This is a genomic window from Rhizobium sp. AQ_MP, from assembly GCF_014237835.1.
GTDB lineage: Bacteria > Pseudomonadota > Alphaproteobacteria > Rhizobiales > Rhizobiaceae > Allorhizobium.
Genome location: NZ_JACJVI010000024.1, coordinates 23,833 through 50,720 on the forward strand (window position 1 = coordinate 23,833; position 26,888 = coordinate 50,720).

Annotated in this window: 17 protein-coding genes; 9 read left to right on the forward strand and 8 right to left on the reverse strand. The window is 59.8% G+C overall.

Translation table 11 applies throughout. The annotated features are described in order from the left end of the window. Nucleotides 1-2: 2 nt before the first annotated feature. The 6 genes from H6M51_RS22675 to H6M51_RS22700 form a co-directional block, all read right to left on the reverse strand. A complete protein-coding gene (locus tag H6M51_RS22675; RefSeq protein WP_185812087.1) occupies nt 3-998 on the reverse strand; it encodes an ABC transporter ATP-binding protein in 996 nt (331 codons plus the stop codon). Continuing rightward, on the reverse strand, nt 991-2,088 hold the full coding sequence (locus H6M51_RS22680; RefSeq protein WP_185812088.1) for an ABC transporter ATP-binding protein: 1,098 nt from the start codon (nt 2,086-2,088) through the stop codon (nt 991-993). Before H6M51_RS22680 ends, H6M51_RS22675 begins: the two co-directional genes overlap by 8 nt. 2 nt (nt 2,089-2,090) lie before the next feature. Continuing rightward, nucleotides 2,091-2,279, reverse strand: coding sequence for a hypothetical protein (locus H6M51_RS22685; RefSeq protein WP_185812089.1), 189 nt, complete (start codon nt 2,277-2,279; stop codon nt 2,091-2,093). Further along, nucleotides 2,276-3,220, reverse strand: a complete 945-nt coding sequence (locus H6M51_RS22690; RefSeq protein WP_185812090.1) for a carbohydrate ABC transporter permease — start codon at nt 3,218-3,220, stop codon at nt 2,276-2,278. The genes H6M51_RS22685 and H6M51_RS22690 overlap by 4 nt, the downstream gene beginning before the upstream one ends. Next, entirely contained in the window at nt 3,217-4,164 is a 948-nt protein-coding gene (locus H6M51_RS22695; RefSeq protein WP_185812091.1) for a carbohydrate ABC transporter permease, read from the reverse strand. The genes H6M51_RS22690 and H6M51_RS22695 overlap by 4 nt, the downstream gene beginning before the upstream one ends. Nucleotides 4,165-4,377: 213 nt before the next feature. Continuing rightward, the gene (locus tag H6M51_RS22700; protein ID WP_246780652.1) at nt 4,378-5,664 is read right to left on the reverse strand and encodes an ABC transporter substrate-binding protein; all 1,287 of its coding nucleotides are present in this window, start codon (nt 5,662-5,664) and stop codon (nt 4,378-4,380) included. A 314-nt stretch (nt 5,665-5,978) separates the two neighbouring features. Here H6M51_RS22700 and H6M51_RS22705 point away from each other — a divergent pair, with 314 nt between their 5' ends. Then, nucleotides 5,979-7,001, forward strand: a complete 1,023-nt coding sequence (locus tag H6M51_RS22705; protein ID WP_185812093.1) for a LacI family DNA-binding transcriptional regulator — start codon at nt 5,979-5,981, stop codon at nt 6,999-7,001. Nucleotides 7,002-7,216: 215 nt separating this feature from the next. Here H6M51_RS22705 and H6M51_RS22710 read toward each other — a convergent pair whose 3' ends face one another. Together H6M51_RS22710 and H6M51_RS22715 are read right to left on the reverse strand one after the other, a co-directional pair. Then, on the reverse strand, nt 7,217-8,137 hold the full coding sequence (locus H6M51_RS22710; RefSeq protein WP_185812094.1) for a response regulator: 921 nt from the start codon (nt 8,135-8,137) through the stop codon (nt 7,217-7,219). Next, nucleotides 8,130-11,507: an ATP-binding protein gene (locus H6M51_RS22715; protein ID WP_185812095.1), complete on the reverse strand. Its 3,378-nt coding sequence runs from the start codon at nt 11,505-11,507 to the stop codon at nt 8,130-8,132. Before H6M51_RS22715 ends, H6M51_RS22710 begins: the two co-directional genes overlap by 8 nt. 333 nt (nt 11,508-11,840) lie before the next feature. Between H6M51_RS22715 and urtA the strand changes: the two genes are divergently transcribed. The 8 genes from urtA (at nt 11,841) to H6M51_RS22755 (ending at nt 26,528) form a co-directional block, all read left to right on the forward strand. Continuing rightward, nucleotides 11,841-13,103 (forward strand): urea ABC transporter substrate-binding protein, encoded by a 1,263-nt coding sequence (gene urtA / locus H6M51_RS22720; RefSeq protein WP_185812096.1) that lies wholly within the window; start codon nt 11,841-11,843, stop codon nt 13,101-13,103. Between the two features lie 79 nt (nt 13,104-13,182). Next, nucleotides 13,183-14,109, forward strand: a complete 927-nt coding sequence (urtB, locus tag H6M51_RS22725) for an urea ABC transporter permease subunit UrtB (protein ID WP_185812097.1) — start codon at nt 13,183-13,185, stop codon at nt 14,107-14,109. 11 nt (nt 14,110-14,120) lie between these two features. Beyond that, nucleotides 14,121-15,248 (forward strand): urea ABC transporter permease subunit UrtC, encoded by a 1,128-nt coding sequence (gene urtC, locus H6M51_RS22730; RefSeq protein WP_185812098.1) that lies wholly within the window; start codon nt 14,121-14,123, stop codon nt 15,246-15,248. Nucleotides 15,249-15,259: 11 nt separating this feature from the next. Continuing rightward, nucleotides 15,260-16,018: an urea ABC transporter ATP-binding protein UrtD gene (gene urtD / locus H6M51_RS22735; RefSeq protein WP_185812099.1), complete on the forward strand. Its 759-nt coding sequence runs from the start codon at nt 15,260-15,262 to the stop codon at nt 16,016-16,018. Between the two features lie 9 nt (nt 16,019-16,027). Further along, nucleotides 16,028-16,717, forward strand: a complete 690-nt coding sequence (urtE, locus tag H6M51_RS22740; protein ID WP_185812100.1) for an urea ABC transporter ATP-binding subunit UrtE — start codon at nt 16,028-16,030, stop codon at nt 16,715-16,717. A 45-nt stretch (nt 16,718-16,762) separates the two neighbouring features. Continuing rightward, a complete protein-coding gene (fmdA, locus tag H6M51_RS22745) occupies nt 16,763-17,995 on the forward strand; it encodes a formamidase (RefSeq protein WP_185812101.1) in 1,233 nt (410 codons plus the stop codon). A 67-nt stretch (nt 17,996-18,062) separates the two neighbouring features. After that, nucleotides 18,063-18,392, forward strand: a complete 330-nt coding sequence (locus H6M51_RS22750) for a zinc ribbon domain-containing protein (protein WP_185812102.1) — start codon at nt 18,063-18,065, stop codon at nt 18,390-18,392. A gap of 642 nt (nt 18,393-19,034) precedes the next feature. After that, on the forward strand, nt 19,035-26,528 hold the full coding sequence (locus tag H6M51_RS22755; RefSeq protein ID WP_185812103.1) for a DUF5801 repeats-in-toxin domain-containing protein: 7,494 nt from the start codon (nt 19,035-19,037) through the stop codon (nt 26,526-26,528). Nucleotides 26,529-26,888: the final 360 nt, after the last annotated feature.

Here is a 26,888-nt window from a genome sequence, read left to right on the forward strand (position 1 = left end):
CCTTAGACGAGACGCATTCCGGCCGCATCGAAATAGAGCGGTTCGTGCGGCTGAATTCTGATGATGTCACCGCCCTTGAGGGCGGTATGGGCATCGGTGACGGTAATGATCGGGTGCTCCGCGAGCATGAGATGCAGGCGTGTCTGATCCCCGAGATGTTCGACACGGACCACCTTCGCCTCCTGGCCCTCTCCCTCGCGAATATTCTCGGGCCTGAGGCCGATCGAATGCGCTTTTGCTGGTGCTCCGGGGAAAAGATTTGCGGGGAGCACATTGATGCGCGGCTGCCCAAGCCGGGTCGCGGCATAGATGCTGACCGGTGCTTCGTAGATTTCGCGGGGTGATCCGAACTGAACCAGGCGTCCTTCCTTGAGCACGCCGACATGGGTCGCCATGGTCATTGCTTCGATCTGATCATGCGTGACGTAGAGGAAAGTGGCACCGGACTTCGCCTGGATGCTCTTCAGTTCGACCCGAAGGTCTGCGCGTAGTTTCGCGTCAAGCGAACTCAACGGCTCATCCATCAGGTAGATCTGCGGATTGCGAACCAGTGCCCGGCCGATCGACACACGCTGCATTTCGCCGCCCGAGAGGGCCGTTGCTCGGTTGTCGAGCTTGTGGCCGATCTGCAGGACCTCCGCAATGGCCTTCACCTTCTGATCGATCACCGCCTGAGGTGTCCGCAGCAGAGGCGATTTCAGCGGAAACTCGAGGTTCTGTCGCACCGTCATGTGCGGGTAGAGGGAGTATTGCTGAAAGACCATTGCGACATTGCGTTGTGCCGGCGTCAGCCCGGTCACGGACTGTCCGCCGATCCGGATGTCTCCGCTGTCCTGCGTCTCGAGACCGGAAACCAGGCGCAGCAGCGTGGTTTTTCCCGCGCCTGTCGGGCCGAGAAGCACCACGAAGGAGCCGTCCGGGACGGTCATCGTCACGTCGTCCAGCGCGCGGGTTGCGCCAAAGGACTTGCCGATGCTGGAAAGGACGACTTCAGCCACGGGTGAGAACTCCTTCATTGGCTTCGGACAGAAGGGCCCGTCCGCTCGTCGCATCGAACAAGGTGAGAGAGCGGCGATCGAATTCGAGCCCGACGGAGGCGTCTGTCCGTATGGCATGGCTCGATGCCGTTCGCGCCTTGATCTCACCATGCGCGGTCTCGATGGTGACGATCTGTGTGGTGCCGAGATATTCGACGGCCGCTACCCGTCCGCGAAGGCCGGCGGCATCCGTCAGGCGGACATGTTCCGGCCTGACGCCGAGGGTCAGTGCGCCCTTTCGTCCTTCGCGGGACATCGGCACGTCGATGCGGGTGTCTCCGATCGTCACCGCATCGCCTCCTTCATCAATCGCACCTTCGAACTCCAGGAAGGACATGGGCGGCGAGCCGATGAACTTCGCCACGAACTTGGTGGCCGGCCAGTCATAGATCTGCTGCGGTTTGCCGAACTGCTCGATCACGCCATGGTTCATGACGACGATCTTGTCGCCCATCTGCATGGCTTCCAGCTGGTCATGGGTGACATAGACGGTTGTCGCCCCCATGCGGTCATGCAGAGCGCGGAGCTCCTCTGCCATATGCTCACGGAACTCCGCATCGAGCGCGCCCAGCGGTTCGTCCATGAAGAAGGCCTTTGGCTCGCGCACGATCGCGCGGCCAAGGGCGACGCGCTGGCGGTCGCCGCCCGAGAGGCCGCCGACCGGCTTGTCTAGGATGGATTCGATCTGCAGGATGCGGGCGACTTCCGCGACGCGACGATCCACTTCCACGCGTGATACGCCCTGGCTGACCAGGGGATAGGAGATGTTCTTGCGCACGTTCATATGCGGATAGAGCGCAAACATCTGAAAGACGAAGGCGATGTCGCGCTCGCTGGCGCGCTTCATGCCGACCTCTTCGCCGCCGATATAGATCTCGCCGCTGGTTGGCAGTTCGAGACCGGCCATCATGCGCAGCGTCGTCGTCTTGCCGCAGCCGGACGGACCCAGCAGCATGAAGAACTCGCCGTCCTCAACGGTGAATGTGGAGGACTTCACCGCATTGAAGGCTCCGAAGTCCTTGCGCAGATTTTGAACGCGGATCTGAGCCATGACTACTCCGGAAAATGACTGACGACGATGAACATGACGGTTCCGATCAGCGTCACCGGAAAGGACAAGGTAAAGAGGGTGAGCGAAAGCGGCTGCATCAGCATGATTACGCCGAGCGCGATCAGGGCCGAGGCGAGCATTTCCCATTCGGACCGGCGGAACCGGCTGAGGCGGGCAAGGAAGTTGATCATTTGCGCACGGCTCCGAAGGTGATGCCGCGGAGCAGATGCTTGCGCAGCAGCACGGTGAAGATAACCACGGGCATGAGGAACAAGGTCGCAGCCGCCGCGACGGCCGGCCAGTCGATACCGCCTCCGACCGACAGGATGGTCGGGATGAAGGGGGGCGCCGTCTGGGCATTGCCACTCGTCAGCAGGACGGCGAAGGCATATTCGTTCCAGGCGAAGATCAGGCAGAAGATGGCAGTCGAGGCGATGCCGGTCGCCGCCTGCGGCAGCACGACCTTGTAGAAGGCCTGGAAGCGGGTGTAGCCGTCGATCAGTGCAGCTTCCTCGTATTCGCGCGGGATTTCGTCGATGAAGCCCTTGAGCAGCCAGACTGACAGCGACAGGTTGACCGCCGTATAAAGCAGGATCATGCCGAGATGCGTATCCGAAAGTCCGAGCTGACGGAACATCAGGTAGATCGGGATGGCGACCGCGATCGGCGGCATCATGCGGGTCGAGAGGATGAAGAACAGGAGGTCGTCCTTGAGCGGCACCTTGAATCGGCTGAAGGCATAGGCGGCCAGCGTTCCCAAGAAGATCGACAAAAATGTCGAGCCGAAGCCGATGATGACCGAGTTCAGGAAACGTTGCCCGAAGCGCGATGGACCCGAAATGATCATGCCTCTTTCACGGGTGATCTTGTCGTACCAGGTGGTGGGCGCCGGTAGCTTGGCGAGATCGTCTGCCGAGGGGCGAGACTGGGTCGTGAAGAGGTTCACATAACCTTCCAGCGTCGGCTGAAAGACGACCTTCGGCGGATAGCTGATCGAGTCCGGGCCGGACTTGAAGCTCGTCGAGATGATCCAGAGCAGCGGGATCAGCGTGATCACCGCGTAAAGTCCGACGAGGATGCCGGCTAGCCACTTGGAGGCGGTCGACGGTTCGGTGACGGAATGGGCGCTCATCGTTCTTTCACCTTGTTCAGGGCCTTCACGTAGATGGAAGCCAGACCGAAGACCGTGACGAAGAGGACAATCGCGTAGGCGCTCGAATAGCCGGTCCGCCATTTCTCGAAGGCTTCGCGCTTCAGGTCGATTGAGGCGAGCAGCGTCTCGTCGCCCGGCCCCCCGCCGGTGAGAAGGACCACGAGGTCGAACATGCGGAAGTTCTCGATGCCGCGGAACAGGACTGCGAGCATCAGGAAGGGCAAAGCCATCGGCAGCGTGATCGTCCAGAACTGCCGCCATTTCGATGCGCGGTCGACTTCAGCTGCCTCATAGATGTAGTCGGGAATGGAGCGCAGGCCGGCCAGGCAGATCAGCATGACGAAGGGCGTCCACATCCAGGTGTCGACGATGACGATTGCCCAGCGCGCCCAGCCGCCCGGGCCAAGCATCGAGAAGCTGTCGGCGGGAATGCCGGTCAGGAATTCGACGGCGTAGTTCACGAGACCGATCTGCGGCTGGTAGAGGAAGGTCCAGAAATTGCCGACGACGGCGGGTGACAGCATCATCGGGATGACGATCAATGTCGTCACCAGGTCATTGCCCTTGAACTTGCGGTTGATTAGCCATGCCAAGGTGAAGCCGATCAGCACCTGGAAGACGATCGTCCAGATGAGGAAGTGGGCGGTCGTTTGCATGTTCGCCCAGGTGTCGGCGTCGGTCAGAATACGCTCGTAGTTGCGCAACCCGACCCATTTCACTTCCGCATTCGGCTTGTTCGCTGCGAAGTTCGTAAACGACAGGCGAATGGTCCAGATCAGTGGAAAGATGTTGACCGACAGAAGCAGGAAGATCGTGGGGGCCACGAAGATCCAGGCGATGGCCCTGTCGCTCAAGCCCCGGATGCGTCTGGCAACCGGTTGTGGCGTCGCGCGGGCGAGGTGGTCTGCGGGTGTGTCGGTCATCGTCCGGATCCGTGTGGCGTTTCCAAAGGGCGGCCGCGCGCAGTGCCTTGTCCCATGAGGCAACAAGGCAAAGCTCGGGTTGTGCCGGCGTGAAGTTTCAGACGGTGGCGCCGGCGGCAACGCTGGCTTGGGGGCTCTCCCCCGGCGCTGCTGGGGGAGAGATTGAGTGAACGACTTCCGGACCCCAGGTCCGGGCGCCTTGCTCTTCTCGTGTCAGAGCTTGCCTTCGTCCTCGAAGGTTTCCGTCCAGTCGGCAATCAGCCCGTCCAGCGCTTCCTTCGCGGTGCCATTGCCCGCGACGACATAGTCGTGGAAGCGCTTCTGCGAGGCCTGGAGGAGCGTCGCATAGGACGGCTCGGCCCAGAAGTCCTTCACGATCGCCATGCTGTCGAGGAAGGTTTGCGCATAGGGCTGGCTCTTGGCGAAGTTCGGGTCTTCGACCACGGCCCGAAGGCAGGAGAAGCCGCCCTTCGACCACCACTTGTCCTGAACGTCCTTCTGGGCGAACCATTTGATGTAGGCCAATGCGCCGTCCATGTTGTCGGTGTTGGCGACAACAGAAATGCCCTGGCCGCCGAGCTGGGCGAACTTCTCGCCACCCGGGCCTGCCGGATTGACGAGATAGCCGGTCTTGCCGCCGCCGACATTCGGATCAGCCTCGAACCCGGGCCAGGTGAAGGCGAAGTTCATCTGCATGGCCACCTGGCCCGACTTGTAGGCATCGATGCCTTCGCCCATGTAGGTGTTGGACGTTCCCGGCGCGACGCAGCAATCATAGAGCGACTTGTAGAATTCGAGACCCTTCACGGCGCCTTCAGAATTGACGAAGCCTTCCATCTCATAGGGCTTTTCCGGATTGTCATACTTGAAGCCATAGCTGTAGAGCACGTCCATCACGCCCATCGTGATGCCTTCCGAACCACGCTCGGTGTAGATCGAGGCGCCGTAGACGGTCTTGCCGTCGATGTCGCGGCCCTGGAAGAATTCGGCGACCTGCTTCAGTTCGTCGAAGGTGGCCGGCGGTGTCAGGTCGCGACCGTACTTTTCCTTGAAGGCGGTCTGGATTTCCGGGCGCTCGAACCAGTCCTTGCGATAGGTCCAGCCGACAACGTCACCGAAGGCTGGCAGCGACCAGTAGTTCGGGGTGTTCTTCGGCCATTCCGAATAGCCCGTGACGGTCGCCGGCACGAAGGCATCCATCTTGATGCCTTCCTTGTCGAAGAAGTCGTTGAGCTTGACATACCAGCCGTTCTCGGCGGCGCCACCGATCCACTGGCTGTCGCCAATCATCAGGTCGCAAAGCTTGCCGCCCGAGTTGAGTTCGTTGAGCATGCGGTCGGCGAAGTTCGGCCACGGCACGAATTCGAATTTCATCTTGATGCCGGACGATGCCTCGAAGTCCTTGCTGAGTTCAACCAGCGCGTTTGCCGGGTCCCATGCGGCCCAGCAGAGCGTCAGTTCCTTGTCGTCGGCATGCGCTGTCACCGCGCCGAAACTCATCGAACAGGCGACTGTTCCGGCAGCAAGCAGGCCTTTCATGTAAAGCGATTTCATCATGTCATCCTCCCAGCGCCGTCCGGTTCCCAACGGATGGCGAAACGCCCTTGCGGGCCAAATGCCGGCTCCGGACCCTGATCTCTGGCCGGCCTCCTCCAGCGGAACGGGCCACAACCAACGCGTCGCCCTGAACCGAGGCAAAGGTTAATTGATGTGCGCACCTCAACGCAAGCAATTTTTGAGGTGCGCACATCAATTCTTGCCTTTCGCGACGATTTGAAGGAAAGCTCTGAGGCGCAAATCAGCAGGAAGTCATCATGCGTCCAACAGCGAAAGATCTGGCCGAGGCTGCAGGCGTCAGCCTTGCGACCGTCGACCGTGTCTTGAACGACCGACCGAATGTGAGTCCGAAGGCGGCCCGGCTCGTGAATGACGCGATCGAGCGGATCGGCTTCATCCGCAATCCTGCTGCCGTCAGCCTTGCCCGCAACAAGGTCTATCGCTTCCTCTTTCTGCTGCCGAACAGCGGTGATCTCTATCTCATGGAACTGCTGCGCCACGTGGAGGAACTGACCAGTGCGCTGAAGGGCGACCTGACCGAAATCTCGTATCGGCAGATCGAGATCGACGATGCGCATGGCCTCGCCAAGCTTCTTTCCAGCCTCGACAAGGAGACGGTCGACGGCGTTGCCGTGATGGCGCCTGAATCGCCGCAGGTGCGCGACGCCATGGCCCGGCTTTTGGAGCGCAATATCAAGGTCGTACAATTCCTGTCTGGTCAGGAAAAGCTGCCGGAGGCCGATTTCGTCGGCATCGACAACTTCGCGGCCGGTGCGACCGCAGGCAAGCTTATGGGGATGCTGGCGGGGCCCCAACCGGGAAAGGTCATGGTGATCGCGGAGACCATGCAGTCCCTCGACAGCATTCAACGCCGTCTGGACTTTGACCATGTGATCAACCGTGCCTTCCCGCATCTGACCTGTCTGCCGTCGATCGAAACCCATGCCGATGAGGCCCGCACACGCCAGGTGGTTGCGCGCGTGCTTGCGGGCAATCGCGATGTTTGCGGGATCTACGTTCTGAGTGCCGAAGCCCGCGCGCCAATTCTCGCGGCCGCTGGAAACGTGGAGCTTGGCGGCATCGCGGTCGTCGTCCATGAGCGAACACCCTTCACCGAACAGGCGCTGCGAGACGACCAGATCGACGCCGTGATCGCCCAGGATCCGGGCCATGCGGTGCGCAGCGCAATTCGGATCATGCGCGCCCGCTCGGATGCCCGCGAACCTTTGGCTGCCCAGGAAAAGATTCGCATCGAGATCCTACTCAAGGAAAATCTTTGAGGCGTGAAACGCGACCAAAAAGAGGGCTGGCCTTCGGTAACACCCTGCCGGTATTGAAAATGCGGCGCTATCCGATGTTGTACTCCGATCGTAAGTGCATATCCGCCCAGGGTGGGCTGTGGCCACCGAGCTAACAGGGGTTTCAGCGAATTGGCTCGCAAGGTCACTGCAATGCTGACCCGGGTGAATGGAGAGCCATGATCTTGGGATCTGCGTCATTCCCGCCAGAGCACACGGACGGCCAGAGTGGCCGCTGAGGTGCGCTTCTCCACGGCCAGCTTGTTGAAGATCTGCTCCATGTGCTTGTTCACGGTGCGTGGTGACATCTCAAGGATGTCGGCGATTTCCTTGTTGGACTTGCCATGGGCCACCCACAGGAGAACCTCTGCCTCGCGCAGGGTCAGGCCGAAGGCTCTAGCCAGTTGTTCCTCGTCGGCGCCGCGGTGGCGGTCCACCAGCCGCAGCAGGATTTCGTCGTTCTGGCCTTCTGTCAGGCGGCGGAATTCGATGTCGTGACCGAGGCGGGAGTAATGGAAGATGTTGGGATTGCCGCCGATGTCGTTTCCTGCGCCGTCGGCAAGCCAGGACAGGATCTCCAGCGGCAGATAGCTATTGGCATCGGCACGGATCCCGACCTTGGCCAAGAGATCCGATGCCTGGGGTGTCGACCAGGCGATCAAGCCGTTGGGGTCGCAGGCGACGATCCAGCGGCCGGTGGAATCGAGCGCATGGCGGGCTGAACGGGACCGTTTGGAATTGCTCAGATGGACGCGCATGCGCGCAAAAAGCTGATCGAGCAGGATCGGCTTGACGACAAAATCCACGCCTCCCGAGGCAAGCGCCTTCACAACATGCTCATTCTCGTTGAAGCCGGTCATGAAGATCACCGGCAGGTCTTCAAAACCGCGCGCCGCCTTGAGGATCCGGCAGGTCTCAAAACCATCCAGTCCTGGCATCATCGCGTCCATCAACACGATGTCCGGCACCTTGGAGTTGGCCATGGAAATGGCAGACCGGCCGCTGCTGGATGTGTGGACCTCAAGCCCCTCCAGGCTCAGGGCGTCCGACAGCATGGCGAGTGCCTCGCTGGAATCGTCTACAATCAGAACGCGGCTGCCGTCGAACGTGTCAGGCATGGTTCCTCGTATCCTCGATGATCGCCAGGAACTCGCGCATGCGGTAGTTCGTGGCCAGTTGGCGCATATGTCGGCAGAAACGCTCGGTACCCGGCGTCGAGATCTCCAGGTCGTTCAGCATCGCTTCGATCGAGCGGACGAAGCCCGTCTCTCCGAGCGTCCTGAGCTGCTGCAGCTTGCGCGCGTCGGGCAGTTCGTCTGCGGCGAAGGATGGGCGCTGGGATGTCTCGACATGGATCCCGTCATCTAGGATCCAGGTCAGCGGAATGAGTGTCGCCAGACGTTCGAACAGGCCTTCGAAGTTGAAGGGCTTGATCAGGTAGGAATCGAACAGCGGCGCGTATTCCGGCCTGGTGCGCTCGGTGCCGGCGTCGGCCGACAGAATGAGGATCGGCAGGTCACGTCCGTAACGCTGGCGGATGCGCCGGGCGACGTCCCAGCCGGACATGCTGGGCATAGCAAGGTCGAGAATGACGATGTCCGGGCGGTGCAGGGCAAGGGTCGAGAGGCAGGCCGGCCCGTCGTTCACGGTGATCACCGAAAAGCCAAGCGGGGTCAAAACCTCCTCCATCAGCGCCCGCTGGGTGGCATCGTCATCGGCGACGAGGATCATCCTGCGGCGTCCTTCATAGCCCGCAACGGCGAGTGCCGGTGCCGCCAGGTCATCGGGCCTCTGGGCCTCCGACAGCATCAGGCGGATGGTGAACTGCGTGCCCGTGCCGGGCTGGCTTGTCAGCTTCAGGTCACCGCCCATGATCTCGACCAGCAACCGTGTGATCGTCAGGCCGAGACCCGTACCGGGCGGCTGGGTCTGGTCGACGGGCTGCTCGGCCCGTTCGAAGGGCAGGAAAATCCGCTCCAGGTCCTGGGGCTTGATGCCGACGCCGGTATCCTCGATGTCGAAGGTGGCGACCTGGCCGCGATAGGACAGCGTGAAGCAGACATGGCCCCGATGGGTGAACTTGATGGCGTTGGACAACAGGTTGATCAGGACCTGCCGCAGCCTTTTCTCGTCGGTATAGACATAATCCGGAATGGCTGAGGTGGCACGAAACTCGAAGCTGATGCCCTTCGCCTGCGCCTGCAAGCTGAACATGTCCACGATCTGGTCGAGGAAGGGACCAAGTGCAATCTTGTGACGGTAGATCTCGAACTTGCCGGCTTCGATCTTGGAGATGTCGAGCAGGCCTTCGATCATGTCGGCGAGGTGCTCGCCGCTGCGCTTGATGGTGCGCGCGGCATTGTGGACGAAGTGTGGCATGCCCTGCTGTCGCTCGAGAACCTGCGCATAACCAAGGATGGCAGTTAGCGGCGTGCGCAGTTCGTGGCTCAGGCCGACGACGTATTTGCTTTTGGCAAGGTTCGCCGATTCCGCCGCCTCCTTGGCCTTCTGCAGCTGTCGGTCGGTTTCCTCATGGGCGCGGATCTCGTCCATCAGCAGCCTGGTATGGCGGCTGGCCTCCTCCTCGGCGAAGTCACGGCTTTCCTGCGCCAGGACGAAGAGCCAGGTGACGATGCCGGCAAGGATGAAGAGGATGATGTAGAGCTTCCAGAGCTCAAAGCCGATCAGTTCGGCGGCATCCGGATATTCGATCGTGCTCTGGAAGTAAATGAGCCAGAAGACACTGCCCATGAAGGCGTTCACCACCGCGAAGAGCGCGATATAGCGCATCACGCTGCCATGGACCGCCTCGGCCATCCTGGGAGGAAGCCAGGCACGGGCGACGGCCTTTGCCTGCTGACCGAAGCGTGCGTCGGTCTTGCAGATGTCGTGGCAGCGTGCATCGAGCGAGCAGCACAGCGAGCAGATCGGTCCCGAATAGGCCGGGCAGTGGGCCATGTCCTCCCGGTCGAATTTCAGTTCGCAGATCGAACATCCCGCATGGCCCGAAGCGTCCGCATGAACGCTGCTGGTTCTCGCGATGTAATAGCGCCCGCCCGTGACCTTGGCGATCAGCGGCACGAGCACGAAGGGCAGGGCAAGCGCAACATAGACATAGATCTTGCTTGCCGGTTCGCCGAGGAGGCCGCCATAGGCGGCGAAGGCCGCAATTGCTGCGATCGTCATCGAGCCGAAACCGACCGGGTTGATGTCGTAGAGATGGGCCCGTTTGAACTCGATGATCGGCGGCGACAGGCCGAGAGGCTTGGCGATCATCAGGTCTGCGGCGATGGACGCCGTCCAGGCGATGGCGACGATGGAATAGAGGCCGAGCACGGTTTCCAGCGCCTTGTAGATGCCGAACTCCATCAGCAGCAGGCCGATCAACACGTTGAACACGAGCCAGACGACGCGCCCCGGATGGCTATGGGTCAGGCGCGAAAAGAAGTTCGACCATGCGATCGACCCGGCATAGGTATTCGTGACGTTGATCTTGACCTGGCAGATGACGACAAAGATGCCGGTGACGCCCAGCGCAAACTCTGGTGAGCCGAGCATCTGGCTGAACACGGTTAGATACATCTGCGTCGGATCGGAGGCATCCTCAAACGCAACGCCGTTGCGGAAGGCGTAGAAGGCCAGGAACGAGCCTGCCAGAATCTTCAGCCCGCCGATGACGATCCAGCCTGGGCCCGCGCTTAAAAGCGCGACCCACCACCGGACCCTGTTTTGCGCGGTCTTGCGCGGCAGGAAGCGCAGATAGTCGACCTGTTCGCCGATCTGTGCCGCGAGAGAGAAGACCACGGCCGAGCAGAGACCGAAGAGCGCGATATCGAAGCTATGGTCGACCGGGCCGAGGAGACCGGTATAGCCGGTCCAGTCGCGCACCGGCTCAAGCCCCTGGGCTGCTATGAAGACGAAGGGGGCAAGCTGCAGCACCACCCAGAAAGGCTGCGACCATGCCTGGAACCGGCTGATGAAGGTCACCCCGTGGGTGACGAGGGGAATGATTGCGACCGCGCTGACGATATAGCCGATCGTCAGCGGCAGTCCCGTGATCAATTCCAGCGCCTTGGCGATGATCGCCGCCTCGATGGCGAAGAAGAGAAATGTGAAGCAGGCATAGATCAGCGAGGTCACGGTGGAGCCGAGATAACCGAAACCGGCACCGCGGGTCAGGAGATCGATGTCCACCCCGTAGCGGGCGGCGCTGTAGGCAATCGGGATGCCGATGATCAGCATGACCGAGCATGCAACCAGGATCGCAAGCGTTGCATTGGTGAAGCCGTAGCTGAGGGTGATGGCCCCACCGATTGCTTCCAGCGCCAGGAAGGAGATCGCACCCAGCGCCGTGTTGGCGATCCGACCCGGCGAGAAACGACGCACCTCGTGCGCGGTGAAGCGCAGGGCGTAGTCCTCCAATGTCTGGTTGGCGACCCACTTGTTGTAGGTCCGCCGAATTCTGGGAATCCGTTCGGCCTGGTTCAATTCATCCCCCTGCGACCGGCGAGGCGGCCTGTCGCGCGCTGTGCCCCTGCTTTGGGAGGCAATTCTCGTACCATTCGGGGAAATCGCGATTTCAGATCCTGGCGCCAGACCTTGCGGGTCAAATGAACCGATGACGCAGGCTCTTGTTTTTCCTTGGTTTCCCGAATGGATCGCCTCTGTTGAAGGAAATCATAGGGGACAAAGACCCGGGTGGGTATACGTCAAACGCTCCATTGTTGCGCTGCACAAATTGCGACGAATTTACTGCCAGTTGGCCGGTTCAACTGCTGCCAGCCCCGCCGCAACCCTCCTAGAACGATAAAGAGGCACGCCATGTCTGAAGACCCCAAGACCCCACAGATGAGCATCAGTCGCCGAGCCCTGCTTGTGGGCGTGGCATCGATCCCCCTGCTGGCCGCCCTCAATACACCGCTGCTTGCCCAGGACACGTCTACCGCGGCGGTCAATACGACGGGCCTTGCCGTGACCGACGACACGGTCAAGGTCGGCATCCTGCATTCCGTGACCGGCACCATGGCGATTTCCGAAACCGGTTCCGTCCAGGCCGAGAAGCTTGCCATCGAGCAGATCAACGCCAGCGGGGGTATTCTCGGTCGCAAGATCGAGGTGATCCAGGAAGACGGTGCCTCCGACTGGCCGACCTTTGCCGAAAAGGCGAAGAAGCTGCTTGTCGAGGACAAGGTCGCTGCCGTTTTTGGCTGCTGGACCTCGGCCTCGCGCAAGGCCGTTCTGCCGGTTTTCGAGCAGTATAACGGCATGCTCTACTATCCGACCTTCTATGAAGGGCTCGAGCAGTCGCCGAACGTCATCTATACCGGTCAGGAAGCGACCCAGCAGATTCTCGCCGGCATCGACTGGGTGGTGAAGGAGAAGGGTGCGAAGAGCTTCTACCTGCTCGGCTCCGACTATATCTGGCCGCGCACCTCCAACAAGATCGCCCGCAAGCACATCGAGAAGCTCGGCCTCGAAGTCGTCGGCGAAGAATACTACCCACTCGGCCATACGCAGTTCAACTCAGTGATCAACAAGATCAAGCTGAAGAAGCCCGATGTGATCTATGCGATCGTCGTCGGTGGTTCGAACGTCGCCTTCTACAAGCAACTGAAGGCTGCCGGCATCGACATGACCAAGGAGAAGCCGCTGCTTCTCACGATCTCGGTCACCGAAGACGAGATCCTTGGCATCGGCGGGGAAAACATGGTCGGAGCCTATGCCGCCATGAAGTATTTCCAGAGCCTGCCGAACGAGAACAACATGTCGTTCGTCGCCGAATTCAAGAAGATGTGGGGTGACAATATCGTCATCGGCGACGTCACCCAGGCCGCCTATCTCGGCCCCTGGCTGTGGAAGGCTGCGGTGGAGAAGGCAGGTTCCTTCGACATCGACAATGTGCGCGCCGCTTCGCCCGGCATAGAACTGACCACGGCTCCGGAAGGCTATGTGAAGGTTCACGAGAACCACCACCTCTGGTCCAAGACCCGCATCGGGCATGCCCGCGCCGACGGTCAGTACGACGTCGTCTACGAGACCACGGACCTGATGGAGCCCGATCCGTTCCCGGAAGGCTATCAATAAGCCTCGTTCCCCGTCTGGAGGGCCGGCCTGGCCGGCCCCTTTTTCCCGAACATTTTTCGAGGGCATGCGAGGTGACGCAATGATCGGCGACTATACCTACAGCGAATTCTTCTCGATCCTGGCCATGCAGGGCTTTGCAGGGCTGATCCTGTTTTCCGTCTTCGTGCTGATGGCACTGGGTCTTGCCATCATCTTCGGACAGATGGGGGTCATCAACATGGCGCATGGGGAGTTCATGATCCTTGGCGCCTATGTCACCTATCTCGTCTCGACCCTGGTGACGACCTATCTGCCCGGGCTCTTCCCCTTCTACTTCTTCGTTGCCATGGCGCTTGCCTTCGCAGCCTCGTTTTCGCTCGGCGTTTTCGTCGAATGGGCGCTGATCCGTCATCTCTATCGTCGACCGCTCGACACGCTGCTGGCCACCTGGGGCCTGTCGCTCGTGCTGCAGCAACTGTATCGCTCGATCTTCGGCGCCCGCGAAGTCGGCGTAACCCTCCCTGACTGGATGATGGGGTCCGTTGCCGTCAGCGATACGATCGAGGTGCCGCTCAACGGCCTCTTCGTCATGGCGCTCACCCTGATCATCGCCGCCGGTGTCTATTTCCTCATGTATCGCTCGTCCTGGGGCAAGCGGGTGCGCGCGGTGGTGCAGAACCGCGTCATGGCCGGTGCCGTCGGCATCGATACCAAGAAGGTCGACCGCATGACCTTCGGGCTCGGCTGCGGCATCGCGGGCATTGCCGGTTCCGCCTTCACCATGATCGGCTCGACCGGACCAACGGCTGGACAGCTCTACATTGTCGATACCTTCCTCGTGGTCGTCTTTGGCGGCGCGGGCAGTCTGATCGGTACCATCGCCTCGGCCTTCACCATCTCCCAGGCCCAGTCGACGATGGAATTCTTCCTCAGCGGCTCCATGGCCAAGGTTCTGACGCTGCTCACCGTCGTCGGCATCCTGATGCTGCGCCCGCAAGGCCTCTTCTCCCTCAACATCCGCCGCTAAGGAGACCTCCCATGCCTGCTGTCGGCTTTCTCTTCTCCCGCAAGGAATGGCTCTACTTCGCTGTCCTCGCTGCGCTGCTGCTCATTGTCCTGCCGCTGGGGCTGGATGTCTTTCGGCTCAATCTGATCGGGAAGTATCTGACATATGCCTTCGTTGCCATCGGCCTCGTGCTGCTGTGGGGCAATGGGGGCATCCTCAGCCTCGGTCAGGGGATATTCTTCGGTCTCGGTGGCTACTGCATGGCCATGTTCCTGAAGCTTGAGGCCTCCACGCCCGAGGCGACGAAGATCCAGTCGACGCCGGGCATTCCCGACTTCATGGACTGGAACCAGATCACCACGCTGCCGTCATGGTGGGCGCCCTTCTATTCCTTCTCCTTCACACTTGCCGCGATCATTCTGGTGCCGTCGATTTTTGCCTTCATCATTGGTTCGGCCATGTTCAAGCGGCGTGTCGGTGGGGTCTATTTCGCCATCATCACCCAAGCCGTTGCCGCGATCCTCACCATCCTCATTATCGGCCAGCAGGGCTATACCGGCGGTGTCAACGGGATCACCGATCTCAGGACCTTGCTTGGCTGGGATATCCGTACTGACGAGGCCAAGCTGATCCTCTACTTCGTCAACGCCGTGCTTCTGATCGGCGTGCTGCTTCTCGCCCAGGCGGTCCGCATTTCGAAGTTCGGCCGATTGCTGATCGCCATGCGGGATCGCGAGGACCGGGTTCGCTTCTCCGGATATGACGTCGCCAATTTCAAGATCTTCATCTTCTGCCTGGCCGCCGCGATGTCAGCCATCGGTGGTGCGATGTTCACGCTGCAGGTCGGCTTCATGTCGCCGTCCTTCGTCGGGATCGTGCCCTCCATCGAGATGGTGATCTTTGCGGCCGTCGGCGGACGCCTGTCGCTGTTCGGGGCGATCTACGGCGCGCTTCTCGTCAATGCCGCAAAGACGACCTTTTCCGAAAGTTTCCCCGAACTCTGGCTGTTTGCCATGGGCGGTCTGTTCATCGCTGTCGTCATGGCCTTCCCCTACGGCCTTGCCGGCGTAGTCAAGGACCATGTCGAGCCGTTCGTGACACGCCGGCTACCCGGCTTCCTGAAACGCGCGCCGCTGACGCAGCCGCAAGCGGCCGAATGATGGAGGCCAGCATGCAAGTTGCTTCTCAACCCGCCAAAGACTTCATCCTCAGTATCGACGCTCTCACCGTGTCCTTTGACGGCTTCAAGGCGGTCAACGACCTGTCGCTCTATGTCGACGAGAATGAGATCCGCGTGATCATCGGACCGAACGGGGCCGGCAAGACCACAGTGCTCGATCTCATCTGCGGGCGGACGAAGGCGACGTCCGGCTCCATCCGGTTCGATGGTCGGGAGCTCACCCGCATGCGCGAGCACGAGATCGTGCATGCGGGTGTCGGTCGCAAGTTCCAGAACCCGTCGATCTACGAGGATCTTACCGTCTTCGAGAACCTCGAACTCTCCTTTCCTCGTGGTCGCTCCGTCTTCGGTGCGCTCACCTTTCGCCGGGACAAGGAGGTCATCGAGCGGGTCGAGGAAGTGGCCGAGCTGATCTTCCTCAAGGATCTTCTGAATACCGATGCGGCAATCCTCAGCCATGGGCAGAAGCAATGGCTCGAGATCGGCATGCTGTTGATCCAGAAGCCGCGGCTTCTGATGCTCGACGAGCCGGTGGCCGGCATGAGCGTTGCCGAGCGCATCAAGACAGCGGAACTCCTCAACATGATCACGAAGAACCAGTCGGTCATCGTCATCGAGCACGACATGAAGTTCGTCGAGGACATCGCCCACCGGGTCACCGTGCTGCACCAGGGCAAGGTCCTGTCGGAAGGCAGCATGGAGCGCGTCAAGAACGACCCAAGGGTCGTCGAAGTCTATCTCGGTCACTAGGAGATCGTCATGCTGTCTGTCGAAAAACTGAAGGTCAGCTACGGCCAGAGCGAAGTCATTCACGGTCTGTCCTTCGACGTCAAACCCGCCGAGATTGTTGCGATCATGGGTCGCAACGGCATGGGCAAGACGACGCTGATGAAGTCGCTGATGGGGGTCGTTCCCTCCGCCGCCGGATCGATCCGGATCGGCGAGACCCCGGTCGAGCGGCTTGAAAGCTACGAACGGGTGGCCAAAGGTCTCGCCTATGTGCCGCAGGGGCGGATGATCTTCTCAACGCTCACCGTCCAGGAAAACATCGAGACCGGGCTGACCGTGACCGGCGAGAAGGCCGTGCCGGGGCAGATCTACGAACTCTTTCCCGTGCTGCTTGAGATGAAGGGGCGGCGTGGCGGCAATCTCTCCGGCGGTCAGCAGCAACAGCTGGCGATCGCTCGCGCGCTGGCGTCGAAGCCGAAGGTGCTGCTGCTTGACGAGCCGACGGAAGGCATCCAGCCATCGATCATCAAGGAAATGGCGCGAACGCTGTGCCGGATCCGCGACGAGATCGGCCTATCCATTGTCGTGTCCGAACAGGTGTTGAGCTTTGCCCTCGATATGGCCGACCGGGTGCTGGTGATCGAAAAGGGCGAATTCGTTCATGAGGCCCCGCGCGCCGGCATCGACGAGGCCCGCGTCTCCAGCTTCCTCTCCGTCTGATCCCACGAAACCCAGCCGCTTCACATCCAAGGAAGGAGCCAAGCCATGCCCGATACCCTGATCAAGGTCGATCTCAGCGAGTCGCCCTATACCAACGAGAAGATCCACAACCGCTGGCACCCGGACATTCCAATGGCCTGCTGGGTCGAGCCGGGGGACGACTTCCTGGTCGAGACCTATGACTGGACCGGCGGCCAGATCAAGAATAACGACGATGCTGCCGACGTTCGCGACGTCGATCTCAGCCAGGTGCATTTCCTGTCCGGACCGATCGGCGTCAAGGGGGCGCAGCCTGGCGACCTGCTGGTTGTCGACATCCTCGACATCGGTGCTTTCGACAACTCTCTCTGGGGCTTCAACGGCTTCTTCTCCAAGAAGAACGGCGGCGGCTTCCTGACCGAACACTTCCCCGAGGCGCAGAAGTCGATCTGGGACTTCCACGGGATGTTTACCTCCTCGCGCCACGTGCCAGGGGTCAAATATGCCGGGCTCATCCATCCCGGCCTGATCGGCTGCCTGCCGGATCACAGGATGCTGGAGACGTGGAACAGCCGTGAAAAGGCCTTATTCGATACCGACCCGGCACGGGTGCCGGCCCTGGCGACGCTGCCGGATGGTGGGCCGACAGCCCACATGGGCAGCCTCAAGGGCGAGGCACACGACAAGGCTGCCGCAGAAGGCGCGCGCACCGTACCGCCGCGGGAACATGGCGGCAATTGTGACATCAAGGACCTGTCGCGTGGATCGAAGATCTATTTCCCCGTTTATGTCGACGGCGCCGGTCTTTCGATGGGTGACCTGCATTTCAGCCAGGGCGATGGCGAGATCACCTTCTGCGGTGCGATCGAAATGGCTGGATGGCTGCATATCAAGGTCTCGCTGATCAAGGACGGCATGTCGAAATACGGGATCAAGAACCCGATCTTCCGGCCGTCGCCGATCACGCCGAAGTATGACGACTACCTGATCTTCGAGGGCATTTCCGTCGACGAGAGTGGCACGCAGCATTACCTCGATGTGCACATCGCCTATCGCCAGGCTTGCCTCAACGCGATCGAATATATGACGAAGTTCGGTTATAGCCGGGCGCAAGCCTATGCCATTCTCGGCACGGCGCCGGTCCAGGGCCATATCTCCGGCGTTGTCGACATTCCAAACGCCTGCGCCACGCTCTGGCTGCCGCTCGACATCTTCGAATTCGACATGAAGCCGGGTGCGGACGGGCCGAAGAAGTTCCTCGATGGCAAGATCGACGTGCCGTTGGCTCGCGACCTTTGACGCTCAGACGCAGGGCGCTGTACGGCCGTGTCCTGCGTCTTGATTTACATCCGGAGGAAGACCGATCATGCCCAACTACGATTACAACTGCCCGGATTGCGGCGGCTTCACCGAGAACCGGCCAATGGCGATTTCGGGCGACCCTTGCGACTGCCCGCGATGCGGGACGCCTTCGCCAAGGGCCTTCTTCTCGACGCCCTTCTTCGCCTTGATGGACAAGGCGACGCGAACTGCGATTGGAACAAACGAGAAGGCGGCCCACGAACCCAAGACATCGAAGTCCCACGGGGCCGGCTGCAGCTGCTGTTCCGGCGCACCGAAACAGTCGAAGTCGGTGTATCGCGCGGATGGTGCCAAGGTCTTCCCCTCAGCTCGACCCTGGATGATCAGTCACTGAGGGTTGATCCGCATGGCGTTGGTGTTCCTGCGCAGGACCAAGATGCATGCCGGCGTGTCCTATCGGTGACGGAACGCTGATGCTCGTTTCATCTGAAAACCAATCCGCACGACGATAAGCGACAAGACCTTACCTTACCCGCTGTCCGAGCGGACCGTCGTTTCGCCGCGCCCGCAACGAACATGGTGTCGCTTTCCGCTTTACCGCAGGGGCCGCCTGGCGGGAAAACCGCACTGTCCCTTCGAGTTTTGTTCTTGATGCCCCCTGCGATGTGCTTCATGGCTGGTGGCTTGTCGAACGAGGAAGCTGGTTCATCTGTCCTACTGCGGCAGTCCAGATGTGTCGATTTGCAATTCTGCATGGCGAGCCGGGTACGGAGCTGTCCTGTGAAAGAGCACGAGCCACTGAACTCAAGGTTACTTCGGTAGGGAGAGAACTTGTGCTCTTCCATGCGATGGCATTCTAGAAAGTATAAAATTTTAATAGACCGTCGAAAACTCGGCTTTTTTCCTCCGAAATTAACTTCAAGTTCAATATTGGCCTATGCAAGCATAACAGGTTATGCGGCCTAGGTTAACAAACTATTGCGTCTTCCCTTTATCAGGATTTAACTGCATCCAACTTGTTAAGGGGTGAGTTACCATGTCCATCGAAGATCCGCGTCTCTCCAGCATCGATAATACTTCCGCAGCCAAGGATTTCGACTCTGCGGTCGAGCAGGATCTGGGTTTCGTTCGCGAGACTGTAGAAGGAATTGAAGTCGCTCAGGCGGAAACGCCCGACAACCGCACCGATCGTCTCCCGGCTCAGCAGCCTGTCCAGACGGCAGCTGCGACGATCCCGAGCGAAGTCACGCCGAACGCGCAGAACGTCGTCACGCTGCCAGCCGGCATCGAACTCGACAACCTCGAATTCCAGGTCGACGGCGACAATCTCGTCCTCGTCCTCGCCGACGGCACCGAAATAACCGTCATCGGCGGCGCAGCCAACATTCCGACCTTCGTCATCGGCGATGTCGAGCTGCCGCAGGTTGCTCTCTTTGCAGCCCTGGAAGACTCCAACATCAACGTGGCAGCCGGTCCGGATGGTACCTTCTCGGCACAGTCGACACCTGCCGCCAGCCGGAACTTCAACGATAATCCAATCGACGCGGGTCCGGAAGAGTTCGCTCTGGCGGATCTGCTGGGCGATACCGAGTTCGGCGACGAATTTCGTACGGCTGCGGTTTTCGGCGGCGCTGGCCGACCCTCCATCCCGAGCCCCCTGACGACCGCTCTGCTGGGCAATTCAAGCTCCGGCGACGAAGTTCGTACGGCGGTTTTCGGCGGCGCTGGCCGCCCCTCCATCCCGAGCCCGCTGACCACCTCTTTCATCTACGATGAAGCTGTCATTGCCGGCGGCGAAGGCGTCAGGATCTTTAACGGTCGTCTGCCGTTCAATCCGGGCCCGGATTCGGGGCCGATTTCCGCGATCCGTTTCACCGGTGCGTCCGATGTGGATGAGGGGGATGGCCTGAAGGTCCTCAGCGGCTTCACGTCGGGCGGTCTCCCGATCACGGTCAGAAGCTTGCCGGCGCCGACCGACGGCACGGATCTGGACTTCGTTGCGCTCGAGGGTCGTGATTCAGGCGGCAACCTGGTGTTCACCATTACAGTCACCAATCGCGTTACGGGTGACTTTACATTCGAACTCGTCGGTAAGCTTGAGCATCCGGACGCAGGCCGCAACGGTTCGCAGGATGATCTGGACGATCTTCTGCGGCTCGGCTTCACCTACACGGTTACCGACCGCGATGGCGACAGCGTCACAGGCTCCTTCAATATCGACATACAAGACGATGCTCCGACCATCGGTACGCCGGTTGGTGGAGTGCTGACCGAAGATACATTGCCTTCCGGCAATGGCGAGGGCGAGGGACCCGAGCCCGAATTCAAGATCTTGTTCGACAGTCCGTTCTCAGACTTCCAGGCTTCCACCGCCCAGGGTTCTCTTGCAATCCGTTGGGGGGCTGACAACGATCTGAAGAACGAGGATGTCACTGACGGAAACTTCAACGACGACGATCCGGTCGGCCGCACGGTCAGCTTCACGGGGCTGACGACTGAGTCGAGCTATGCCGAAATCGTTGCTGCCATTCCCGCGCTGAACGGGTTGAAATCCGATGGAATTCCGCTTGATTACCGTATCGAGCGGACTGTCGTGAGCGGCGTGTGGAACGGCGGTTACCAGTTGATCGCGTTCAAGAGCATGTTGATCCCGTCTGTCATCGACGGTGGTGATGATTTGGCCCCTGCTCGGATCTCCGAGGGCGACTTCTTCAGTGATGTTTTCATCATCACGCTCGATCCAACGACGGCCAATGGCTCTTACACGTTCGAGTTGATCGGCAATCTCGATCACTATGTGCCCGGCACAAACAACAGCGAAGGGCCTGTCTTCGGTCCACTGGTCTTGGAAGGGGATGACGCTCAGCCTTCGTTCACGGGCGTACCGGTCGCCTTCCTCGACTTCACCATTCCCTTTACCGCGACGGACTCCGACGGTGACAGTGTCGATGGCACAGTCACGGTTCGCGTCGAAGACGATGAACCTGTTGCCCGCGGCGAGAAGCTCGAATTCACGGTCGACGAGGATGACATCTCGACGATTGGCAAGGAGTACCCAGGTGAATCGCTTGGTACCAGCCCGAATGACGGTGCGGTGCGCGACGGCTCGTTCACGGGCGACCAGTTCTCCAACGGGCCAGGGCCTGCAACCGTTTCGGGCAATCTTTACGGGATTGTCGATTTCGGTGCCGACAACCGCTCGACCCGGTTCTCGATCATCGACGAAGCGGCAGCCCGTGCCGAGCTGGCCAAGCTGGGATTGACCTCCAAGGGCGGGCCACTGTCCTTCGACGTCATCGACAACACGCTCTACGCATTCGTCAATGCCGGAGCGCCGGGCGTCGTCTACAATGCCGGTCAGGACCGCCTGGTGTTCTCCCTTCAGGTCGACTCATGGGGGTATTTCACGTTCGAACTCCACGATCAGCTCGACCATGTTCGCCCTGACTCCGGTGCGGATCAGAACTCCAATCTGCAGGACATCCTGCCGCTGGTCGACGTCACCGCAATCGATTTCGGTGCCGTGATCCAAGCCACCGATTACGACGGCGACAGCACGCCGCTGACTGGCTTCGTCTCCATCACCATCACGGACGACGTTCCGGAACTCGTTCGCGGTGCTTCCGAACACCGCACGATCGACGAAGACGATATCTCCACGATTGGCGACCGTATTCCTGGTGAATCGCTCGGAACGAGCCCGAACGATGGCGGTGCCGATGACTCCTACACCGACAGCCCCGCGAACAATCGCCCCGGTCCGGCCTTCATTTCCGGCACGCTGGCCAACCTGGTGAAGTCGGGTGCCGACGAAGCGCTGACCTTCTCCTTCATCAACGGTGATGTTGCCCGCGGCATGCTGGAGAGACTCGGCCTTTCTTCCAAGGGGGCGGAGCTCAGCTACGAGATTCGTGACGGCGTCCTCTACGCCTTCGACAACGCTGGCCCTGATCTTGGCAGGAGCTACGATCCGCAGTTCGGTGATCGTCTGGTTTTCGAACTGAGGTTGAATGCCAACGGCTCTTACGAGTTTCGTCTTTACGACCAGCTTGACCACGACGCGCCCGGCGATGATTTCCGGGAACGGCCGACCAATTCCGATGAAAACTTTGACCTCCAGGACGGTCTGGCCTTCCGCGACGTCACCTCAATCAACTTCGGCGGGCTCATCAAGGCTACCGACTATGACGGTGACAGCGTTTCGCTGGACAACGTGTTCTCGATCAAGATCCGGGACGACGTTCCGGAACTGAGTGGCGCGAAAGAAAACCGCTTCATCGATGAAGACGACATCAAGAACAACCAATCGAGCGGCACCAGCCCGAACGACGGCGACAGCATCGACAAGTCCTTTACCGGCAGCCCGAGCAGCAATGGTGAAGGCCCGGCCTTCATTTCCGGCTCGCTCGCCAACCTGATCAAGGGCGGTGCCGACGACACCGTGAAGTTCTCCTTCATCAACGAGAACACTGCCCGGTCGACCCTCGACCTTCTGGGGCTCAAGTCCCAGGGCGCTGAACTCAGCTACGACATTCGCGATGGCGTGCTCTATGCCTTCGACAATGCCGGCCCACAGAAGGGCGATAGCTATGATCCGGACAATGGCGATCGTCTCGTCTTCAAGCTGACGCTCAACGAGAACGGCTCCTATACGTTCGAACTGGTCGACCAGCTTGACCACGATCGTCCCTATGCGGGCGCCAACGAAAACATCGATCTGCAGAACGGTCCCCGGGTCATCGAGGTCGAGGCCATCGATTTCGGTTCGATCATCAAGGCGACCGACTATGACGGCGACAGCGTTGTGCTGAAGAACGCCTTCTCGATCACGATCAAGGACGACATTCCGGTCCTCAGCGGCGTCAAGGAAGACCGCACCATCGATGAGGACGACATCTCGACCATCGGTGCAAATGTACCGGGTGAATCGCTCGGTACCAGCCCCAATGATGGCGCCGAGCAAGACAAGTCCTATACGGACAGCCCCAGCAACAACCAGCCCGGGCCCGCTTTCATCTCCGGTTCGCTCGCAAATCTGGTGAAAGGCGGTGCAGACGATCCGCTCACCTTCGCGTTCATCAATGAGGCTTCGATCCGCAGTCAGCTCTCGGCCCTCGGCCTCAAGTCGAAGGGCGAGCTTCTGAGCTTCGACCTTCAGGCGGACGGTGTCCTCTACGCCTTTGACAACAAGGGCCCCTATACGGGTGAAAGCTACGACAAGAACGACGACCGTCTGGTCTTTTCGCTGAAGCTCAATCAAGACGGCTCCTATGAGTTCCGTCTTTTCGACCAGCTCGACCACGACCGTCCGTTTGATGACAATGGCGACGGTCAGGGTATCGCGGATCAGAATACCGATCTGCAGAATTCCCCGTCGGTCCCGGATGTCACCTCGATCAACTTCGGCAAGCTGATCACCGCGACGGACTTTGACGGCGACTCGGTTCCCCTGGACGGCGCCTTCACCATCAAGGTGACCGACGACGTTCCGACCGCTACTGCTCGCAACACCAACGAGAGGCTTGTGGTTGACGAAACGGCTGGGACGCAGGATGACGATACCTCGGCGCTCACGATCTTTGACAGCGTGACCCTCAAGGGCTCCGACCCAGATATGACGGCTCAGTTCGCCCAGCAGGCGAACTTCGTCGCCGCCGAAGTTAACGTCGGCGCCGATGACGACGTGAAGATCGAGTGGGATCTGAAAATCATCGGTGGAAACGGCACCCCCTCGGGCCTCTTCACCACGGATGGCCGCTCGATCGTGCTGTTCCTGGAGAACGGCCTGGTTGTAGGCCGCTATGACTCGAACGGTAACTCCACCGTCGACGCGTCCGACCGGGCCGCGTTTGCCCTGGATCTTTCGGACACTGGCACCCTTTCTCTGGTCCAGTATGTCTCGATCAAGCACGATGATTATCCGTTCGACCACGACGAAACCGATGACGCGACTGACGGCAACCCGTCGACTGCGCTGCAGACGCTTGCCGGCAAGATCAACGCCGTCCTCACCGTCACCGATTACGACGACGACAAGGCTGTCAGCGAAGTGGAAGTCGGCGGTCGGATCCGGTTCGAAGACGACGGCCCGGTTGCGATCGGCGAAAGCGCAACGGTTCGCGAATCCGACCCGGCAGTGGGCGGCAATCTGATCCTCGCCTTCGACGTTTCGGGCAGCATGTCTGAGCCGGTCGACGGTCAGGGCTCCGCGTCCCGCCTCAGCGTGGCCAAGCAGGCAGCGATCAACCTGATCACGGCGAGCGACGCTGCCATGGTCATGATCGTAACCTTCGCCAGCAATGCCAGAGCAGAAGAATGGATGACGAAGGACCAAGCCATCGCCTATATCCGGAACAACATCCCGAACCCCTATGGTGGCACCGAGTATGACGACGCTGTTGAAGCCATCATGGATGCGAACAGCGGCCATAACCTGACAGGCACCAACACGTCTCTGTACTTCTTTTCCGATGGTCGGGTCGATGATGATGACGATTTGAGCAATTCTGAGTTGCGGGATTGGGAGAACTTCCTTCGCGATAACGATATCGACTCCTACGCAGTCGGCGTCGGCAACAACGTGTCGGAAAATGACAGTGATCTCGGCCAGATCGCGTTCCCGAACAATGTCGATAATGTCATTGTGATCACCTCGCCCACAGACCCGATTCTTCTCGGAACTGTCGGTGCGCCCGTTGTCCCGACAACAGCCTCCGGCAACGTCCGCGCCAATGATAGCTTCGGCGCCGATGGTGGCCGCATTCTGTCGATCACGGTCGGTGGGGTAACCTACACTTGGGATGGCGCCACCACGATCACAAAGTCGGGTATGCAAACCGGGACGATCACCGGTGTAAGCATAGCGGTGAACAGCCCGCTCGATGGGACGCTGATCTTCAACTTCCAAACCGGCGAATGGACCTACAACGCTCCGGCGGAGCTGGTGTCCAATTCGACCGAAACCTTCACCTACACGCTTGTCGATGGTGATGGCGATACGACTACGGCCAACCTGGTGGTAAACGTGCAGGCGGTCAATGACGCTCCAGAAGCGTTTGCCGACAAGATCATCACCAATGCGGGCGTGGGAACGGAATTTGAGGTGCCGGATTGGGCGCTGTTGTTCAACGACACTGATGTCGACAGTGATAATCTCTCTGTCACGTCGATCTCGGAGCGCAGTGGGCTGGACGCGTATACGAGCCCCGACGGCGTGATTGTCATCGACACGGGCCGAGTTGGGGGCCGCTTCGACTATCGCGCGTTCGACGGTGAAGACTACTCCAACTCTGCCCGCGTTACAGTGGAGCAGCGCTATTCCGACACGCTGAACGGCACAAACGGCGATGAGATTATTGTCGGAGTTGCAAAGCCCGTGGGGCAAATCACGACCATTAAGTTCTCCAACAGCTATGATGTTGGCGACGTGGTGGAGATTACTTTGAATGGCAAGATCTTCTCTCACACGGTGGTGGCAGACGGAACTTCGGCAACTGCTGTGTACAATGCTCTGCTGATGACAGCGCCGGTGGGGGGCGGGCAGACTTTGCAACAACTGCTGAATTCCGAGGGGATAGATCGTGATTGGTCCGGAACGACCGTTACCCTGACGGGTGAGCCGGGAACCGACAATGCCTTTTCGGTAAGCGCGGACATCGCGAACGCACCCTCGATGTCACGTTACACTCGGACCGTCGATTTTCCGAATACAATCACCAAGTTCAACTCTGGCCAAGACAGCCAAATCCACTTGGTCATTGGCAACGAAACCTACATCGTTAACTCGCTCAACGGTGGCAGCGGCCATGACAAACGGTTTGACGTCGCTGCAGCTAGCCTTGTTCAGCAAATCAATAATGATACAACCAAGCCTCAAGGTTTGATAAGCGTTGCTTATAATAGTGATTTCAACAGCTTTGTTTTGACCACGTCTCAGCCGCTGAGCGTCTCGGCGTATACTACCGCCAAAACTAAGAACTTCTACGGATGGGAGATAGACGCAACTCCGACCATCGGTCAGTCTGTGCTCGTATCCTCGACAACGCCGCATGAAAAGCCGGATGTTGATACCGTTCAGAATGCCGACGACGGTGGTGTTACCATCAACGGTCTGGGCGGCCACGACATCTTGATTGGTAGCGATGGCGACGACCTCATGAATGGCGGTACCGGCAACGATGTTGTGTTCGGTGGTCTGGGGAGAGACATACTGACCGGTGGTAGCGGTGCTGACACTTTCGTGTTCGATCAGACCGCCTTCGATGACATGGATGTTCGTGACGTGATTACCGACTACAAGCTTTCGGAGGGCGATACTTTGGACGTATCCGCGCTTCTTGACAGCCTGCTCGGTGAAGCGGCAACGGCAAGCCAGAGAATGGCCGCGATCGATACCAGGCTTGAGGGCGGCAACACGGTTGTCACCATTGGAACGGGAAGCAATGCGACGGATATTGCCGTCCTCAACGGGGTTCATGATGTGAAGTTCCTCTACGACGACAAGCACACTGTCGTCACCCCGCACGACTGACACACCTCCTGATTGAAGATGAAAAGGGCGCCCATCCGGCGCCCTTTTTCGTGCGCTTGTTGTCGGATGACGCCGGATCAGGTTTTGCGGCGTGTCGGCACAATACCGACACGGCAACCGTGCGGAGCTTCGAAACATTCAGCGGTTCTTTGCTTTCCTGGGAACGGCTTTCTCTGGCCGCGCTGCGAATAGGCTTCGCTCCAGGTGTCGATTCTCTTGGCCACAAGATCCGAAATTAGCAATTTTTCATAGACGTGCCGCCACACTTCGGAAACGCCAATCCAGTCCAGACCAAGCCACTGTTTGGGTTGGGTCTTTGCTCAAGGAAAGCCAATGACCAAGACTCTCGCATTCAAACTC

Bases quoted from the DNA above. Each gene is read 5' to 3' on its own strand.
- H6M51_RS22680 (WP_185812088.1), bottom strand. From the start codon at position 2,088: ATGGCTCAGATCCGCGTTCAAAATCTGCGCAAGGACTTCGGAGCCTTC.
- H6M51_RS22685 (WP_185812089.1), bottom strand. From the start codon at position 2,279: ATGATCAACTTCCTTGCCCGCCTCAGCCGGTTCCGCCGGTCCGAATGG.
- H6M51_RS22690 (WP_185812090.1), bottom strand. From the start codon at position 3,220: ATGAGCGCCCATTCCGTCACCGAACCGTCGACCGCCTCCAAGTGGCTA.
- H6M51_RS22695 (WP_185812091.1), bottom strand. From the start codon at position 4,164: ATGACCGACACACCCGCAGACCACCTCGCCCGCGCGACGCCACAACCG.
- H6M51_RS22700 (WP_246780652.1), bottom strand. From the start codon at position 5,664: ATGAGTTTCGGCGCGGTGACAGCGCATGCCGACGACAAGGAACTGACG.
- H6M51_RS22705 (WP_185812093.1), top strand. From the start codon at position 5,979: ATGCGTCCAACAGCGAAAGATCTGGCCGAGGCTGCAGGCGTCAGCCTT.
- H6M51_RS22710 (WP_185812094.1), bottom strand. From the start codon at position 8,137: ATGCCTGACACGTTCGACGGCAGCCGCGTTCTGATTGTAGACGATTCC.
- urtA (WP_185812096.1), top strand. From the start codon at position 11,841: ATGTCTGAAGACCCCAAGACCCCACAGATGAGCATCAGTCGCCGAGCC.
- urtB (WP_185812097.1), top strand. From the start codon at position 13,183: ATGATCGGCGACTATACCTACAGCGAATTCTTCTCGATCCTGGCCATG.
- urtC (WP_185812098.1), top strand. From the start codon at position 14,121: ATGCCTGCTGTCGGCTTTCTCTTCTCCCGCAAGGAATGGCTCTACTTC.
- urtD (WP_185812099.1), top strand. From the start codon at position 15,260: ATGCAAGTTGCTTCTCAACCCGCCAAAGACTTCATCCTCAGTATCGAC.
- urtE (WP_185812100.1), top strand. From the start codon at position 16,028: ATGCTGTCTGTCGAAAAACTGAAGGTCAGCTACGGCCAGAGCGAAGTC.
- fmdA (WP_185812101.1), top strand. From the start codon at position 16,763: ATGCCCGATACCCTGATCAAGGTCGATCTCAGCGAGTCGCCCTATACC.
- H6M51_RS22750 (WP_185812102.1), top strand. From the start codon at position 18,063: ATGCCCAACTACGATTACAACTGCCCGGATTGCGGCGGCTTCACCGAG.
- H6M51_RS22755 (WP_185812103.1), top strand. From the start codon at position 19,035: ATGTCCATCGAAGATCCGCGTCTCTCCAGCATCGATAATACTTCCGCA.